This window comes from Deltaproteobacteria bacterium, from assembly GCA_016709225.1.
Lineage (GTDB): Bacteria > Myxococcota_A > Polyangia > Nannocystales > Nannocystaceae > Xiheibacterium > Xiheibacterium phototrophicum.
Window position 1 is genome coordinate 1,095,211 of the sequence record JADJEE010000012.1, and the last position, 15,341, is coordinate 1,110,551.

The window sequence follows — 15,341 nt, forward strand, 5'->3', positions numbered from 1 at the left end:
GCGACCGAGCTCTAGCGCAGTGCGCGGGCGCAGGCCTCGACCGCGTCCGGGGCCACACCTCGGGCGCCGAGCGCCTCGCGCAGGCGGTCGCGGGCGATGCGAAGACGACTGCGCACCGTGCCCTCGGGGATGCCCAGGATGCCGGCGATCTCCGGTGCGCTCAGGTCCTCCCAGTAGAACAGCTCGAGCGCGACCTGTTGCTCGAGCGGCAGCTCGCGCAGCGCCTCGATCACGTCGGCCTGCGCGCGCGCGAGCGAGAGCACACTCGCGGGTGAGTGGCCGTCGAGCTGGCCCAGCGACGTCGTCATCGGGTCGACGCGACCACGGGGGCCCATGCGCCGCTCGAAGTGACGACGCAGGAGGTTGTACGCGACACCCAACAGGAACGGTCGCAATCCCGCGCCGGCGACCACGACGTCGCGGCGCTCGAGGCAGACGAGAAAGGTGTCTTGGATCAGGTCGTCGAGCGCCTCGTCCGCCTTGAAGCGAAACACCCGCGCGACCGCGGCCATGTGGCGCGCGAACAGCTCGTCGGCGGCGGTCGAGTCTCCCGCGCGCCATCGCACCAGCAGCTCGGCGTCGTCGCTCGCTTGCGCCATGCCCACGCAACACTAGCATGTCGACCCTCTGCCCAACGCCGGACCGGCACGCCGTGTCGTGTACGATCGCCAGCGTGCCGACCGACGCTGCCTCGCCCGACGCGTCGCCGACGACCGGCGCCGAGGCAGCGCTGGGCGCTCGCATGGCGGCCGCGCGACCGGGACTCGACGATCCCGTGATCGCAGCGGCGATGGCACGTCTGCGCAGCGCCCATGGCGTGGGGATGCCCGCGCGGATCGGGCGCTATCAGCTGCGTCGGTGCCTCGGCATGGGAGGTTTCGCGCACGTCTACGCCGCCGATGATCCATTGCTGTCGCGCACGGTCGCGATCAAGCTACCGCTGGCCGGCACCGCCGCCCTCGACGATCGGTTCCGTCACGAGGCGCAGGTGCTCGCGCAGCTCGAGCACCGCAACATCGTGCGCATCTTCGACGTCGGGCGTCGCGAAGACGCGAGCTCGGCCTTCATCGTGATGGAGCTGGTCGTCGGCACGACCCTGGCCACGTGGCTGTCGAGGCCGCGTGCGGTCGCGAGCACGCTGGCGGTCTTCCACGATGCCGCCAGCGGCATCGCGGCCGCGCATGCCCTGGGCATCCTGCACCGCGACATCAAGCCCTCGAACATCCTGCTCGGCGACGACGGCGTCGCCAAGGTCGCCGACTTCGGCATCGCGCGCATCCGCGTCGACACCACCGCCGACGACGCGGCCGACATCGCTTCGCGGCCCGCGTCCGCGCGCAGCGACGACAGCATCGATGCGCGCTGGGCCTCCGGCACCCCGAGATACATGGCCCCGGAGCAACGCAACGGGGTCGCGACCGACGAGCGCTCGGACATCTACAGCTTCGCGGTGACGCTCTTCGAAGCGCTGTATGGCGCGACCCCCAGCTTCGATGGGGATGGGCAGCCGATCATCCCGAGGCGACCGCGGATCCCGGGTCGCGTCCGTCACGCGCTCGTGCGCAGCTTGCAGCCCCGAGTCGGTGATCGCCTCGCGCGGATGAGCGAGTGGACGGTCGCGCTGCGCCCCGCTGCGGCGCGCCCCCGCGTCGCTGTCATCGGTGCGCTCGCGCTGTCGCTGTCGGCGTTGGGGATCGCATGGTGGGGCAGCCACGCCACGCCGCGCGCGACCTCACCGCGCGAGCCCGTGGTCGCGTCCCCGGTCGCAGCCGACGATGCCCCCGACATCGCAGCCGCGCTCGCCGAGGTCGACGCCCGGCTCGACGCCTACGACGTTGCAGGCGCGGCGGTCGTGCTCGAGCGCCTCGCGACGGTCGCGAAGCAGCGGCACGACGACGTCACGCTGCTCCGCGTCGAGCTGCGCCGCGCGATCGCGGCAAATACCGCGGGCCTCGAGCGCATATCCGAGGCGCTGTTGCACGAGGTCGTGCAAGCCAGCGAGCGCCTCGACGATCCCCACACGAAGGCCTCGGCTCACCTCGCGCTCGCGCTCGCGGCTGCGCTGGGCCACCGCGATCGCACGGAGGCGGAGCTGCAGCTCGGCTTCGCGCGGGCCGCCACGGCCCGCGCCGGCTCCCCCTGCGATCTCGTGCTCGCTGCGAGCGCCCGCGCCGGCGAGCTGCTGCGGCTGCAGGGGCACGCCCGCGAGGCGCTCGCGGTGCTCGGCGCCGTCGACAGCAGCGCCAGCAGCTGCCCGTCGCTCCACCCGCGCCAACGCGGGCGCTTCAGCGAGGCGCTCGCCCTGGCAGAGCTCGCCAGCGGCGATGATGCCGGCGCCACCGCGCGTCTCGAGGGTCTACTCGCCGCGCACGAGCGTCGCTGGGGCCCCGCAGATCCGCGCCTGATCGGGCCGCTGACGAACCTCGCGCTCGTGAGCGGTTCGACGCGCGCGTTCGAGGCCTGCGAACGCTACGCCGGTCGCGTGATTGCGCTGGCCGACCTGCACCACCTCGATCGCGGCACGATCGACGCAGCGATCTCCGACCTCGCGATGGCGATGGTCGTCACGGGGCGCCGCGAGCAAGGGCTGCCGGCGCTCGAAGAAGTGCTGCAGCGTCGCATCGCGCGTGGTGCCCATCCACCGCGCATCGCCGAGGCGCGCCTGCGTGTGGGGCAACAAGCCATCGAGTCGGGCCGCTTCGAGCTCGGCCTGCGTCACGCGTGGGGCGCCGTGGCCGACTTCGAGGCCACCAGCGGTGCCGCCGAGCAAGGCGCCGCGATTGCCCGCATCAGCGTCGCGGTCGCCTCGAGTGGCCTCGGCGACGAACGCACTGCGGCCGAGCAGTATCGCCTCGTGCTCGAGCGCTTCACCCCGACGCTCGCTCCCCGCCACCCGCTGATGCTGGCCGCGCGCGCGAACCTCGTGAAGTCCGAGCTGCGATCGGAGCACATCGACGCCGCCGCCCAGGCCCTGGCCGACCTCGAGGCCGCGCTCGGCGACGACGCGCGGCGCCCAGACCGGGCGGCGATGCTCGAGCACATGCACTCGATGCTCGCCTACCGTCAGGGCCGACGCAGCGAGGCGCTCGCGCTGGCGCGTCGCGCCGTCGATCACTTCGGGCACGAGCAGTCGTACGACGCGGCCAGCGCGAGGGATTGGCTCGCAGCATCGAGCGCTCACGAACCGCGACCGTCGGCGATCTACGAGGCTATCCGCTAGGAGCTCACGAGCGGCGGGCACACCTCGGGCTGACGCGCGCACGCCCGCGATGCGACGCCGAGCAAGCCTCGACGTCGCACCGCTTGCGCAAGGCGGTGTTCACGGCTCGAGCGCGACCGAGAGCTCGACGACGGCCCCGACGCTCACCTCGACGTGCGCGGCGCCTTCGGGCGCCACGAAGCTCTCGCCCTGCGCGCTCGCGAGCACGCCACCGTCGGCGTCCAGCGCAGTCCAGCGCCGCAGCGGCTCGCCCTCGTCGAAGCCGGTCGCCGGCGCCGTGAAGACCAGTCCGTCGCGTTCGATCGCGGCCTGGAACCCGGCGAGCGGCAGCTCGGGCGCACCGTTGGTGGCGAGCGAGCCGAAGAACAGCGCATCGACGTCGGTGCCGCGCCAGTCGCAGTGCACGTGGGTGGTGTACTCGACCAGAAAGCCATCGTTCGCACCGCAGGCGTTCTCGGCCTTGGTGAGGCTGACGTTGGTGCCGGTCCAGTCGAAGCCATCGCCGAACATGTGTCGCGAGCTGTTCGCACCCCCGACGGACTGGTTGTAGGCCGGTGATCGATAGCCCGAGTTGACCTTGATGCCGCCGAGCTGGTTGCGAAGGTCCTGCATGCGGCGCACCGCGTGGGGCTGCAGCACCGCGTAGCGACCCTTGGCCCGCGAGACGAACTCGCCGAGCGTGAAGTTGGGCGCGACCTTGGTGGCGAGATCGACCACGTCCAGATCGAGGTACGCGACGGGCTCGCGATAGTTGCTCGACAGCGGCGACGGGTAGTCGTAGCCGCTGGGGTTGCTCGGGGCCGCCAGCGGCAGACACGTGTTGCCCGAGCCGTCGGCGCCCGGGAAGCACACCTGTGGTCCGTCGCCAGGCGCTGGCTCGCCACCGTCGCCGCCGCCGTCGTCACCCTCGCCCGGCTGCGCCGGCGGCTGTCCCGTGCACGCGGTCCCGCCCTGCTTCACCGTGACGGACTCGAGGCCGAGCTCGTTGATGAGGGAGGTGTAGCTGGCCTTGGGGCCGACGAAGAAATCGATGTGCTTGCCGACGATCGCCGAGCCGGTATCCGCCGCGATCACGCAGCCGTCGTGCACCCAACCACCCCACGGCGCCTCGCCCGGCATGGTCTGGCCGTCGAGCTCCGGGATGTACATCCAGCTGCCGTAGGGGATCTTGTTCTTGTCGACCGCGATCGAGCGGAACGGCTCGAGCGCGCGGCCTTGCACGCCCTCACCCCACGGCTTGTCGTCGCCGAGCACCTTGAAGCAGGGCGAGCGCGCGCAGTTGCAGGCGCCGGCGTAGTTGACGATGCGACCGTCGTTGAGCTTGCCGGTGCCCTCGAGCTTGATCGCGCTCCAGAACGCGCTCGGCACCGTCGCGATCTTGTGGCACTGCGTGTCGTAGAAGTTGGTGTTGTTCGAGCCGTTGTAGCTGCTCTGTGATGCGACCCAGTAGTAGGTGAACTGGAACGAGCCCAGGCTCGCACCGGCACCGCGGTCGTCGTCTTCCCAGCTACCGACGGGGTCGTCGGCCGCACGTCCGCCGTCGTCGGCGGCACAGGCCGTGGCCAGCAGCACGGCGGCGAGGTTCATGGTCGAGATCGTACCGGTGATTCGTGATTGCGCGCGCATTGGGTCCGACACACTCCGTCCGAAGTCCGCCTGCCCGTCCCACGTTGGCAGCGTGGCACCCCAGGTTCCCCCGCGGGAGGGTCACACCGGGGTGCTACGCAATTGCGGCAGCAATCGAGGATCAGAGGCCCAACGCGGCCGCAACGGCCCGTTGGATCGCACGATCGCTGTCGCTCGGGCGTCCGCGGTCGAGCCAGACCACGTAGCAGCGTCGCGCCGCGTCGAGGTCGCCGCGCAGCGCGGCGAGCAGGCCGTCGAGCTCCGGCACGGCATCGCGGCGCTCGAGCTGGACGCACGCCCGGGCGCGCTCGATGTCGGCGAGCGCACCCTCGCGATCGCCATCTTGCACCCGCAGCTGCGCACGCAGGTGCAGCGCCTCGGGGCAGGTGTGACCGCCGGCGACCGCTACCGCGACGAGCTCGCGCGCGGCCACCCGATCGCCACCGGCGAGCGCCAGGCGCCCGAGGTTCTCGTTGTGGATGTGCCAGCGACTCACGCCCTTCATGCGCTGCCACAGCGCGGTCGCACGCTCGAGGTCGCCGGCGCAGTCGGCCAGCCGCGCGAGCACGGTGAGGCCATAGGCATCGTTGGGGTCTTTGCCGTGACAGCGCTCGGCCAGCCGTGCCGCGAGCTCGCGCTTGCCGGCCGCGAGCGCGGTGTAGGCGAGCACGCCGAGTTCCTCGGCCGTGCCGGCCTGCGCGAGCCCGAAGCGTTCCGCCTCGTCGAGACGATCGAGCTCGACCAGACACTCGAAGCGCGACTCCTCCCAGCGCCCCAGCCGACCGTCGTCGTCGAGCTCGCCGGCGTCGCTCGCCAACGCGGTCGCCAGCGCGAGTGCTTGCTCCCAGCGGCCGTTCACGTGGGCGATGCGGTAGTCGAGCGGGCGGCGTCGTGGCGCGCGGAGCTCGGGCGGCAGGCCCTCGCACCAGGTGTCGATGGCCGCCACGGCCTCGTCGTCGCGTCGCAGGCCGAGCAACGCGTGCACGCGATCGGCCATGGTCTCGGGCGTCGCAGCGCAGGGCTCGAGCACCGCGAGCGCCTCGGCGAAGCGACCGCGCGCGTTGAGGCGACGCGCGAACCATCGCCGCGGCGCCACACGGTCGGGCGCGGCGGCGATCGCCTCGGCGAACAGCACCTCACCGCGGCGCTCGTCGGCCAGCGATGCACCCATCAACGCATTGGCGCCGTCGGCCACCACCCACGCGTCGCGCGGCGCCAGCTCCGAGAGCCGCGACAGCACCGCGTTGGCGGCCCCCGGCGCCCAGATGCGCTCGAGCAGCAAGCCCACGTGCGCGCGCGCGACCGCGACCTCGCGCGGCTGCTCGTGACCCAAGGTGTTGAAGAACTCGTGGGCGGGGTTGATGCCCTCGACCTCGTGCAGCGCCGCCGCCACGCGATCGAGCTGCGCCTGCTCGAGCGCGCCCGAGCGCGCGGCCCGGCGCAGGTAACCGGCGCCATCGGGGCCGTGGCCGGCGCACACGAGCGCGTCGCCGAGGCGGAACATCGACTCGCCGGAGCCGGTCGCGAAGCCGAGCCCCGCCGCGCACGCGGCGATGGCCTCGTCGAAGCGCCGTGCGTCGAGCAAGGCGCGACCGATCTCGCGGTGCGCCCACGCGTAGGTCGGTCGCCGTGACAGCGCGGCGCGCAGATCCGCGAGCCCGGCCTCCAGCTCACCCTTGGCGCACTTGGCCGCGCCACCGATCGCCAGCGGCGTCGCAGACTTGGGGTCGACCTCGGCGAAGCGGGCACAGGCCGCGAGGCTGGTGTCGTGGCGACCGTGCACGAACGCGAGGTCGGCCAGGCTCATCAGCACGAAGGTGTCGTCGGGCCGTTGCTCGCGCAGGGTCTCGAGGTTGGCGATGGCCTCGTCGACGCGTCCGCGCCGGGCCAGCAGCCGGGCGTGCTCGACCGCGAAGCCGGTCGACTCGGGGCGTAGCTCGATCGCGCGGGCGTAGCTTGCGATCGCATCGTCGAGCGCGTCGCGCCGCGCGAGGATGCGCGCGTACACGTGCCAGTTGAACGCGTTGCGGGGTGCCAGCTCGCGCGCACAGTCGTTGAGCACCGCGGCGAGCGAGTTGTCGCCGGCGTCGAAGGCCATGTCGGCGAGGTTCTCGTTGGAGCGGGTGTGGGCGGGATCGCGGCGCAGCGCCTGCTCGAAGGCCTCGCGCGCGCCAGCACGATCGCCCAGCGCGAGCTTGCAGTCGCCGATCGCACACCAGTTGCTGGGATCGTCGGGATCGCGATCGCGGGCGCGCTCGAACGCCGCCAGCGCCTCGCCGGTGCGGCCCTGCACGTCGCGCACGCGGCCGAGGAATTGCTGCGGCCACTCGTCGTCGGGCCACAGCCGCAGGATCGCGCCGAGCACCTCGGCCAGCGCGTTCTCGTGGGCCTGGCTGCGTTCGCGATCGTAGCGGTCGCGCGCACGGACGAAGCGCAGCACCCACGCCAGCTCGTAGGGCTCGTGCAGCGCGATGGCCTCGTCGACCAGGCGATCGGCGTCGGCGTCGAGCCCGTCGTCGTGGGCCGCCCACGCGCGGTCGGTCGTGCTGATGTACGCGCACTCGAGCGCGCCAGCACGATCGAGCGCCTCGATGAGATCGGTGCGGGTCGCCGGCACCGCCACCAGCGCGCCGTGGTTGGAGAACTCGCGCAGCTTGCCCAGCTCTTCGTAGGGCGTCTCGCGGACCTCGTGGGTCATCGGGTCCTGCACCTCGAGGATCCCGCGGCGGTCGTCGTACCCGATCGCGACCGCCACGTGCCGCGTGGTCGAGTAGTCCTCCTCGATGATCACCGGGATGCCGGCGTCGAGGATCGCCTGCAGGCGCGGGAGATCGGCCTCGACGCGACGGGTGTGGAAGCCGGCCGCGTCCATGTAGCGACGCATCTTGTGCACCGGCGTGCCACCGTCGGGGTGTTTGATCTCGCGGGCGACCGCGACCTGCTCGGCGGTGGTGCCGAAGAAGCGCATGCACAGCTCGACCGATGCGGGGCCGCAGTGATCGCGCAGCTGCGTCACCGAGGGGAACGCCTGCAGGCGCGTGCGCCGGGTGTTGCCCGCCTGGAGCTTGTCGAGCAGGCCGGCGGCCGTGCGCGCGGCCCAGTCGCCGCCACCGCTGGCGGCGATCTTGGTCCACGCCGCCTGCGCGCCGTCGAGATCACCCGCCCGGTAGAGCGCCGATGCGTGCTCGAGCATGAGCGAGCGCGCCGGGTCCGATGCGGGCGAGGCCGCGAGCATGCGCGCGAGCACCTGCGCCGAGCGGGCCCAGTCGGCCTGCGCGGCGTGCAGCCGCCAGGTCACGCGGTGCGCCGCGAGATCACCGGGCGGACGGTCGCCGAGCGCGAGCAGCTGCTCGCGTGCCGCATCGAATTCACCGAGCACCGTGAACAACCGCGCGAGACCGAGTCGCCCCAGCCGCGCCGCGCCCTGCCGGGCCGCGACCTCGCCGTCGCCCTCGGCGAGCGCGAGCGCGGCCTCGAAGGCCTCCTTGGCGGCCGGACGCTGATCGAAGGAGATCGCCAGCTCGCCGCGGGTGGCGTGGACCAGCGCGGCGTCGACCTGCAGCTGCTGCGCAGCGTCGATCTGTCGTTGCGACAGATCGCGACAGCGCTTGCGCGCGAACAGCTGCGCGGCCTCGAGGTGGGCCTCGACCGCGAGCGTGCGCCGTCCGGTACGCGTGGCCTGCTCGGCGGCTGCCAGTGCCATGTCGAGCGCGACGTCGGTCGACCACCAACCGAGCCGCAGCACGCGGGCGGTCGCGAGCTGGGCCTCGAGTCGCTCGGGGACGCCGAGCTCCCGCAGCCCTCGCACCTGCTGCAGCGTGTCGTAGGCGTCGCGTCGCTGCTCGAGCCCGACCTGTACGCGCGCCCGCAGCAGGCCCGAGAGCACCGGTCCGAGCGCGCCGCCGCCCTGCGGATCGGCGAGCTTGGCGAACGCAGCATCGAAGTCGAACGCCTCGATGTCGTCGGCGATGCGTTGGGCAATGGTCGGCAGGGGCTCGGTCGACATGGCCACGCATGATAGCGCTGGCGATGGCAGGCGCGGCATACTGACGTGCGTGCGCGGCCTGACCCAGATCTCGCGCCGGGGCAGCGAAGCCCCGCCGGCACCCCTCGCACTCGCTGGCCCGCTCGACGTGGGCTTGGTGCTGACGCACGCGTGCAACCTCGCGTGCAGCTACTGTTACACCGGCGAGAAGAAGCGGGTCCGCATGTCCGAGGCGCTGGGCCATCGCGCGATCGAGCAGGCGATCGATCTCGCGAGGGCCGCCGGCACCGCGCTGCAAGTGTCGTTCTTCGGTGGCGAGCCGCTGCTCGAGCGGGAGCTGCTCGTCGAGCTGGCGAGCACCGCCCGCGCACGCGCGCAGGCCTGCGGCGTGGCGCTCACGCTGCAGGTCACGACCAACGGTACGCTGCTCGACGACGCGATCGTCTCGGCGCTGGGCGAGCTGGGGGTGCACGTCGCGATCAGCATCGACGGCACGGGTGCGCAGCACGACGCGCTGCGCCCCCGCAGCGGCGGCGGGCCCAGCCACGCGGCCTGCATGCGCGGGCTGACGGCCCTGCTCGCGCAGCGCGAGCGCTGGCCGTTCGACGTGATCTCGGTCGTCGATCCCCGCACGGTCGCCGGGCTCGCCGAGGGTGTGATCGACCTGCTCGACCGCGGCGTCGAGGCCATCACGCTCAACATGAACTGGGGTGGGCCGTGGGACGACGGCTCGCTCGCCAGCTTCGAGCAGCAGCTCGAGCGGGTCGCCGCGGTGTTCCTGGCGTGGCTGCGCCGGGGCCGGTGGTGTCGCATCCAGCCGCTCGAGTCTTCGTTGCACATGCTGGCCGATCGCGGGGAGCTGCTGCCCGCCCACTGCGGTGCCGGCTCGCGGCGCCTGGCGGTTGCACCGTCCGGGCGCCTGTACGGCTGCACGCGGGCGGTCGGCGAGGACACCGGCGAGGGCGCGATCGGCCACCTCGACGATGGCCTGGCGCCGCGCGTGCCCCCGCCGGGCGCGGACGTGCGGGCGTGCAGCTGTGCCCGCCGCGAGGAGACCGGCGACGTCGCGGTGGTCGGGCGCGTGCAGCTGCGGCATGATGAAGCGCTCGCCCGCGTCGCGCGGAGGGTCGCTGCGGTCATCGAAGCGGAGTTCGAGAGCATCCACATCGTCGAGCGAGGCCCCGCGCCATGAGATTCCACGCCAAGATCGTCCACGCCATCGTCGTGTCCGCGCTGCCCACGGCTTGCACGAGCACCGAAGCCCCGCCGGCGAAGCCGACCGTCGAGGGCAAGACCTCGCCGGAATCGAAGCCGGAATCGAAGCCGGAATCGAAGCCGACCATCCGCATCGAGAAGCCCACCGACATCCCCGTCGAGCTCGGCGGTGCGATCGCGCCGTACGAACCGCCGGCGCCACCGCCCAAGGCCGAGGCCAAGCACGAGCTCGGCGCGATGGGTTCCGCGGCCCTGGCCGAGCCCGCCGCCGCCGCGCCGGCGGCCCCCGCAGCTGCCGAGGCGCCCGCCGCAGCACCGGCGGCGCCGCAGGCCCTCGCGCTCGTCCACCGTCACGCGCCGGGTGAGTCGTGCACGTCGCTCACGCGCGACGAGGTCGAGCGCGCGCTCACCGACCTGCAAGCCCACTGATCGCGCCACGCACCGCCGGCGATCGCACCCGCCAGGGCGCGATCGCAGCGGCGATCCGTTTGCCCTCGATGGACCCATGGTTGCCCAACCTGGGCAGCGCCCCCGCGACCCGAAGTACCTGGAATCACTGCGGGGGCGATGAGACTCGCTTCTTGCTCAGTGCCGTCCCCGACGAAGCGGACCTCGCTTGCGAGCCGCCGCGGAGACCAACGAAAGCACGGACGATGGACCCTCTCGAAACGAAGCGAAACGGATACTCCCTGGCCGACTGCGCGGAGATCATGACCCGGCTGAGCGCGCTCAAGACGGAGCACGGCGAGCCGGGCCACCGCGGCCCCTTCCAACAGTTCCTGCGCTCCAAGGGGCTCACGGAGAACGCGTGGGCCGGCGTGTGGAACGACTGGTATCAGGTGATGCAGGCGGACCCGCAGCTCGCCGCGAAGTTCCACGGCTATCAGGCGCAGCTGCAACAGCGGCAGCTGATGGCGAACCAGCCCAACGTCGCCGGCGACGCGTTGGAGGGGGTCACGCTCGAGACGTTCGCGAAGATCAGCGCGCAGATCCAGACCGGCGCCGCCGTGGAGGGCTTGGTCGCGGGCGAGGGCCTCAGCATGGCGCAGTGGCAGCGTGGCCAGGCCGCGTGGGGCCAGAAGATGGGCAGCATCAGCCCGACCGACCCGATCATGATCCAGTTCGGGCAGCTGTACCAGAAGTGGTCGCCGAACCATCAGGCGATGGTGGAGGCATCGACCGCAGCGATCCTCGAAGACGCGGCGAACCGCGAGGGCCGCGGCGGCGGCATGAGCAAGACGCTCGACCTCGACAACGCCGACGAGTTCTTCAACCACGCCGACGTGCGCGTACGTGCCCGCGGCGTACGCGAGATGATCCGCGTGTGGGACCTCGGATCGCAGAAGCGCGGCGATGCCCGCATGCGCGCGCTGACGCAGCGCGCCTACGACGAAGCGATCAGGATCCTCAGCTACGGCGCGGGCGACGATCGACCGGGCATCATGGCGCTCGATCGCCCCGCCGACGCGATGGAGATCCACGCCTGGAGTGCGATCGCCGATCAAGAGGAGGCCCAGCAGGGCACCACCGACCTCGTCATCTCGCCCATCAAGGACCTGGCCGCCGAGAAGTTCATGACGCCGCAGCAGAGCGAGCAGGCCCGCGCGGCGCTCGGTCACGCGATCGCTCGCCTGCAGCCGCGGGCGCAGCGGGTCGAGCAGGCCTTCGGTTCGACCCGTGACGAGCTCAAGCGCACGCAGCTGCGCTCGCTGATCGATGGCTATCGCAGCACGCTCGGTGATCTGCAGGATGCGATCAACGACTGGGAGTACAACCCGCCAGAGACCGCAGCCACCGCGGCCGCCGCGTCGGTGAGCCCGTCGTTCGGCTCGCCGTCGCCGTCCGCTGCCATCGCAGTGCCGACGCCTTCGAGCGGCTTCATGGCGGTGCTGAAGTCGTTGCCGATCATCGGGCCGCTGCTGCGCATGCTCGGCCTGTGACGCACGCCGGCGACGGGGTGAGGCACGCGCGCCGTGCCTCCCTCGACGCGGGCCCTGGCCGTCAGTAACCCGTGGGGCAGGCGGCCTTCACCACATCGATCGCAGGATCGAAGACCCGCCGATAGTCGCTCTCGCAGATCGCCCCTTCGTAGTAGTGATCGAATAGGCGCGCGAAGTCCCCGAGCGCGGGCGACAGCGGGCTGAGACACGGGGTCGCCTCGGTGCTCGCGAGCAGCACCACCACCACGTCGTCGAAGCCGCCCATGGTCTCGGCAATCGCGACACCGGCGAAGTACGGGTCGATGTCCCCGGGTAGCTCGGTGGCGCTCGGATACGACTCGCTGAGGATCACCAGCACCAGCAGCGCACCGTCACCGATGAAGCCCTCGTTGCAGGCGCCCGGATCGACCAACGGTGACGAGATGGCCGACAGCGCCGCCCCCAGCGGGGCGTCGTGGTCGGAGCCACCGACCCCGACCTGCGCGGCGCAGGGGAACTTCGACTCGAGATCGTCGCGGGGCGTCATGTAGTTGCCGCCCTCGCGATAGGGACCGCAGCTGCGATCGCTCGAGCCCAGGCCACCGGTGCGCGTCACCAACGCACCGAGCCCATCGCAGCCGGTGGGATTGGCCGGATACGGCTCCGTCGCGACGACCCCGATGTGGACGGTCTCGATGGTGTCGATGGCCTCCTGGATGCCGTCGATGAAGCCCGCGTAGTTGGCCGCGAGATTCTCCTGGTAGGGCAGCATCGAGATCGAGTTGTCGATCACGAAGAGGAAGTCGACCTCGCGGCACTGCTGCGGCGCGGGCATGTAGGGTTCGTCGTCGTCGTCGTCGTCGTCGTCGCCGTCGATGCCCGACGCCCCCGCGCTGCCCTCGGCCCCCGCCGCCCGCACGTCGCTGCGGCCGCACGCCGAGGACGCGAGCACCAGCCACAACGCGGCCCCGCCACGCCCCACCATCGATCCCACAGCGACGGCAACGCCGGCCGCGGCGCCAGCTTTCACGCCGCCGCGAACCAAACCTCGGGGTCGGCGTATCCCCGGCCAGGTCCGTCGCACCCACCGCTCGCGTGCGCGGACGAAAGGACGACCATGCCCACCAAGTTGTCAGCCACCATCGCGTGGCTCGCCGTCATCGCCTGCGATCCAGGGTCCGACGCGCCCCCTCGCACGGTCGAGCCCGAAACCGACGCCCGCGCAGGCCAGAAGCAGCACGCCAACGCGCACACGTGGTGGGAGCTGCCGCAGGACGGGCTCTGGAACGTCGACGGTGCCATCGGCGTCGAGCAGTTCCCCGGCGACGCGTCGAAGTACTTCTGGGCGTGGTTCTACAATTTCGACAACGGCGACGGCACGTACATCGGCTTGCAGACCACCGGCGGCCCGCGGATGGCGATCTTCTCGATCTGGAACGCGGTCGGCGCGGACGGACCCGGCTGCGCCACGTTCGGTGGCGAGGGCGATGGCTGGTCGTGCCGCATCGCCTTCAACTTCGAGCCCGGCCACCTGTATCGCACGCGCATCCGCCACCTGTGGGGCGATTGGTGGGGTGGCTCGATCATCGACGCCAACACGCTGCAGGAGCACTACATCGGCTCGATCCGCACCCGCTCCGGAGTCAGCGGCATCCAGGGCTGGGCCGACGCGTTCACCGAGTACTACGGCGACGATGTGCCCTGCTCCGACATCGGCATCGCCGGCGCATGGTTCGAACGACCGCTCGCCAACGGCGAGAGCCTCGCGGGCACCGCCGTCGGCCACGACGTCGGGCCGGCGTGCTTCGGCATCGCGAATAACCCCAGCCCGGGTTGGAGCTGGCACCGCTACGGGTGTCCGAGCGCGGACTGCGGGTAGCCACATCTCGCCGAGGGCAGCCGCACGTGATCTGCCCGCGATCGCCGGCGCGACCGCGTGGATCGATGCGAGCCCTCGGGGAGCGCCGACGCGATCTGGGTCGCCCACGGTGCCGATCCGAGTCGCCCCCGCGCCCCACCGACGCGACGACCGCAGCGAAGCTCGGCTGGCATCTGCGTTGCACCGCCTGCTCGGCATGACGCTCGCCGCCGTCGTCGGCCATCCCGGGAACACCTGCACACGTTCGATCCCGCACGGGTGCGGTCGTCGCACGGGCGTGGGCGCAGCGGTGGTGCTCGCCTGGCTGGCGTGCGTGGCGGCCTCGTCGGCCTGCGCACACGCGCCGGGCGCGGAGCCGTCGACCCGCACCGGCAAGCCGGCGCTCGCCGAGCACCCGGGGCGCCGCACGCCCTCGGTGGGCGACCTGCGGATCGATCGCGCCCAGGCCGACGCGCTGATGGCCGCGCTCGCGCGGCTGCCGAAGTTCCCGCTGCGCTTGAGCGAGCTCGAGGCCCACGTCGGCCACTCGCTGCGCCGGCACTTCAACCCCGAGTCCTACGATCCGACGTTCGTCCACGATCGCGGGGGCACGGGCGCAAACATCGGTGGCACCCCGCTCTTCCACCCGAGCCTCGACCCCGCGATCCCGCTGGTGCTCGAGCTGCGCTCGCAGCACTACGCGCGCTACGACCAGGAGGGCAAGTTCCGCCGACGGCCACCCTTCGCCAAGGACGATCCCATCATCGACTGCATCACCCTCTCGGATGCGTACGTCCACGGCGCGCCACCACCGGCCCCGAGCACGGCGGTCTTCGAGGGGGACTACGCCCACGTCGCCGAGCGCTGGTCGATCGCGCCGCTGCACGACGGTTTCCGCTCGTTGATGACCCACGATCGGCGCATCAATCCGGCGGCCGAGCGCTGGGTGTTCACGCTGTCGACGGACCGTGGCCGCTTCTACAGCGCCGCCGAGGTCGAAGCCACCGAGTCGACCTTGATCGGGTTCCTCGAGGCCGTGCGCGACGGCAAGGACATGCCAGCGACGATCGCGAGCTTCGAGCGCGATCACCCGAGTGACACCGGCATCGTCGAGCAGGGCCTGGCGAGCTACAACGTGCGCTTCTTCGACGTACTCGCCGCCGAGGGCCCCCACGCCGGCGAGTTCCTGCGTGCCGAGGGCCTGACGCAGGCGCTCTACATCGACGTGCACTTCGCGGGTGAGGCGAGGGTGCCGCTGCCGCGCTTCTTCGCCGCGCTCGGCTTCCACAGCGCGACGACGGGCGCCCCCGCGGTCGACGAGCTCCCGCCCGGACTGCGCGACGGAGGCATGCTCTACTACGACGATGTCACCGTCGTCCGCGACGGCTGGTCGGTGCGCGCGACGGGCTTCTATCCGGTCGAGGCGGGCAAGGCCGCGGTGACCCTGGACCTGTCGCGCTTTCGCGTGAGCTCGCTGACGATCCGCAACGAGGTCGCCGGCTGAATGGTGCGTCGACG

At 71.9% G+C, this 15,341-nt stretch carries 10 protein-coding genes; 6 read left to right on the forward strand and 4 right to left on the reverse strand.

The window, feature by feature from the left end:
• Nucleotides 1-11: 11 nt before the first annotated feature.
• Nucleotides 12-599: a sigma-70 family RNA polymerase sigma factor gene (locus IPH07_29495; GenBank protein MBK6921570.1), complete on the reverse strand. Its 588-nt coding sequence runs from the start codon at nucleotides 597-599 to the stop codon at nucleotides 12-14.
• Between the two features lie 74 nt (nucleotides 600-673).
• On the opposite strand from IPH07_29495, the gene IPH07_29500 reads away from it, so the two are divergent.
• Nucleotides 674-3,220, forward strand: a complete 2,547-nt coding sequence (locus IPH07_29500) for a serine/threonine protein kinase (GenBank protein MBK6921571.1) — start codon at nucleotides 674-676, stop codon at nucleotides 3,218-3,220.
• A gap of 99 nt (nucleotides 3,221-3,319) precedes the next feature.
• On the opposite strand, the gene IPH07_29505 is transcribed toward IPH07_29500, so the two are convergent.
• Nucleotides 3,320-4,807 (reverse strand): hypothetical protein, encoded by a 1,488-nt coding sequence (locus tag IPH07_29505; protein MBK6921572.1) that lies wholly within the window; start codon nucleotides 4,805-4,807, stop codon nucleotides 3,320-3,322.
• A 160-nt stretch (nucleotides 4,808-4,967) separates the two neighbouring features.
• The gene (locus IPH07_29510) at nucleotides 4,968-8,852 is read right to left on the reverse strand and encodes a tetratricopeptide repeat protein (GenBank protein ID MBK6921573.1); all 3,885 of its coding nucleotides are present in this window, start codon (nucleotides 8,850-8,852) and stop codon (nucleotides 4,968-4,970) included.
• A 49-nt stretch (nucleotides 8,853-8,901) separates the two neighbouring features.
• Between IPH07_29510 and IPH07_29515 the strand changes: the two genes are divergently transcribed.
• The 3 genes from IPH07_29515 to IPH07_29525 all read left to right on the forward strand — a co-directional run bounded on the left by IPH07_29515 (nucleotide 8,902) and on the right by IPH07_29525 (nucleotide 11,986).
• Nucleotides 8,902-10,023 (forward strand): radical SAM protein, encoded by a 1,122-nt coding sequence (locus tag IPH07_29515; GenBank protein MBK6921574.1) that lies wholly within the window; start codon nucleotides 8,902-8,904, stop codon nucleotides 10,021-10,023.
• Nucleotides 10,020-10,475, forward strand: a complete 456-nt coding sequence (locus tag IPH07_29520) for a hypothetical protein (GenBank protein ID MBK6921575.1) — start codon at nucleotides 10,020-10,022, stop codon at nucleotides 10,473-10,475. The genes IPH07_29515 and IPH07_29520 overlap by 4 nt, the downstream gene beginning before the upstream one ends.
• Before the next feature lie 224 nt (nucleotides 10,476-10,699).
• Nucleotides 10,700-11,986 carry a hypothetical protein gene (locus IPH07_29525; protein ID MBK6921576.1) on the forward strand — a complete coding sequence of 429 codons (1,287 nt, stop codon included), beginning with the start codon at nucleotides 10,700-10,702 and terminating at the stop codon, nucleotides 11,984-11,986.
• A gap of 61 nt (nucleotides 11,987-12,047) precedes the next feature.
• Here the strand turns inward: IPH07_29525 and IPH07_29530 are convergent, their stop codons facing one another.
• Complete coding sequence (locus IPH07_29530; GenBank protein MBK6921577.1) at nucleotides 12,048-12,950, reverse strand: hypothetical protein; 903 nt, start codon at nucleotides 12,948-12,950, stop codon at nucleotides 12,048-12,050.
• A 132-nt stretch (nucleotides 12,951-13,082) separates the two neighbouring features.
• Here IPH07_29530 and IPH07_29535 point away from each other — a divergent pair, with 132 nt between their 5' ends.
• Nucleotides 13,083-13,844, forward strand: a complete 762-nt coding sequence (locus IPH07_29535) for a hypothetical protein (GenBank protein MBK6921578.1) — start codon at nucleotides 13,083-13,085, stop codon at nucleotides 13,842-13,844.
• Nucleotides 13,845-14,022: 178 nt separating this feature from the next.
• Entirely contained in the window at nucleotides 14,023-15,327 is a 1,305-nt protein-coding gene (locus IPH07_29540) for a hypothetical protein (GenBank protein ID MBK6921579.1), read from the forward strand.
• Nucleotides 15,328-15,341 lie beyond the last annotated feature (14 nt).

Bases quoted from the DNA above. Each gene is read 5' to 3' on its own strand.
- IPH07_29495 (MBK6921570.1), bottom strand. From the start codon at position 599: ATGGCGCAAGCGAGCGACGACGCCGAGCTGCTGGTGCGATGGCGCGCG.
- IPH07_29530 (MBK6921577.1), bottom strand. From the start codon at position 12,950: ATGGTGGGGCGTGGCGGGGCCGCGTTGTGGCTGGTGCTCGCGTCCTCG.
- IPH07_29520 (MBK6921575.1), top strand. From the start codon at position 10,020: ATGAGATTCCACGCCAAGATCGTCCACGCCATCGTCGTGTCCGCGCTG.
- IPH07_29535 (MBK6921578.1), top strand. From the start codon at position 13,083: ATGCCCACCAAGTTGTCAGCCACCATCGCGTGGCTCGCCGTCATCGCC.
- IPH07_29525 (MBK6921576.1), top strand. From the start codon at position 10,700: ATGGACCCTCTCGAAACGAAGCGAAACGGATACTCCCTGGCCGACTGC.
- IPH07_29505 (MBK6921572.1), bottom strand. From the start codon at position 4,807: ATGAACCTCGCCGCCGTGCTGCTGGCCACGGCCTGTGCCGCCGACGAC.
- IPH07_29510 (MBK6921573.1), bottom strand. From the start codon at position 8,852: ATGTCGACCGAGCCCCTGCCGACCATTGCCCAACGCATCGCCGACGAC.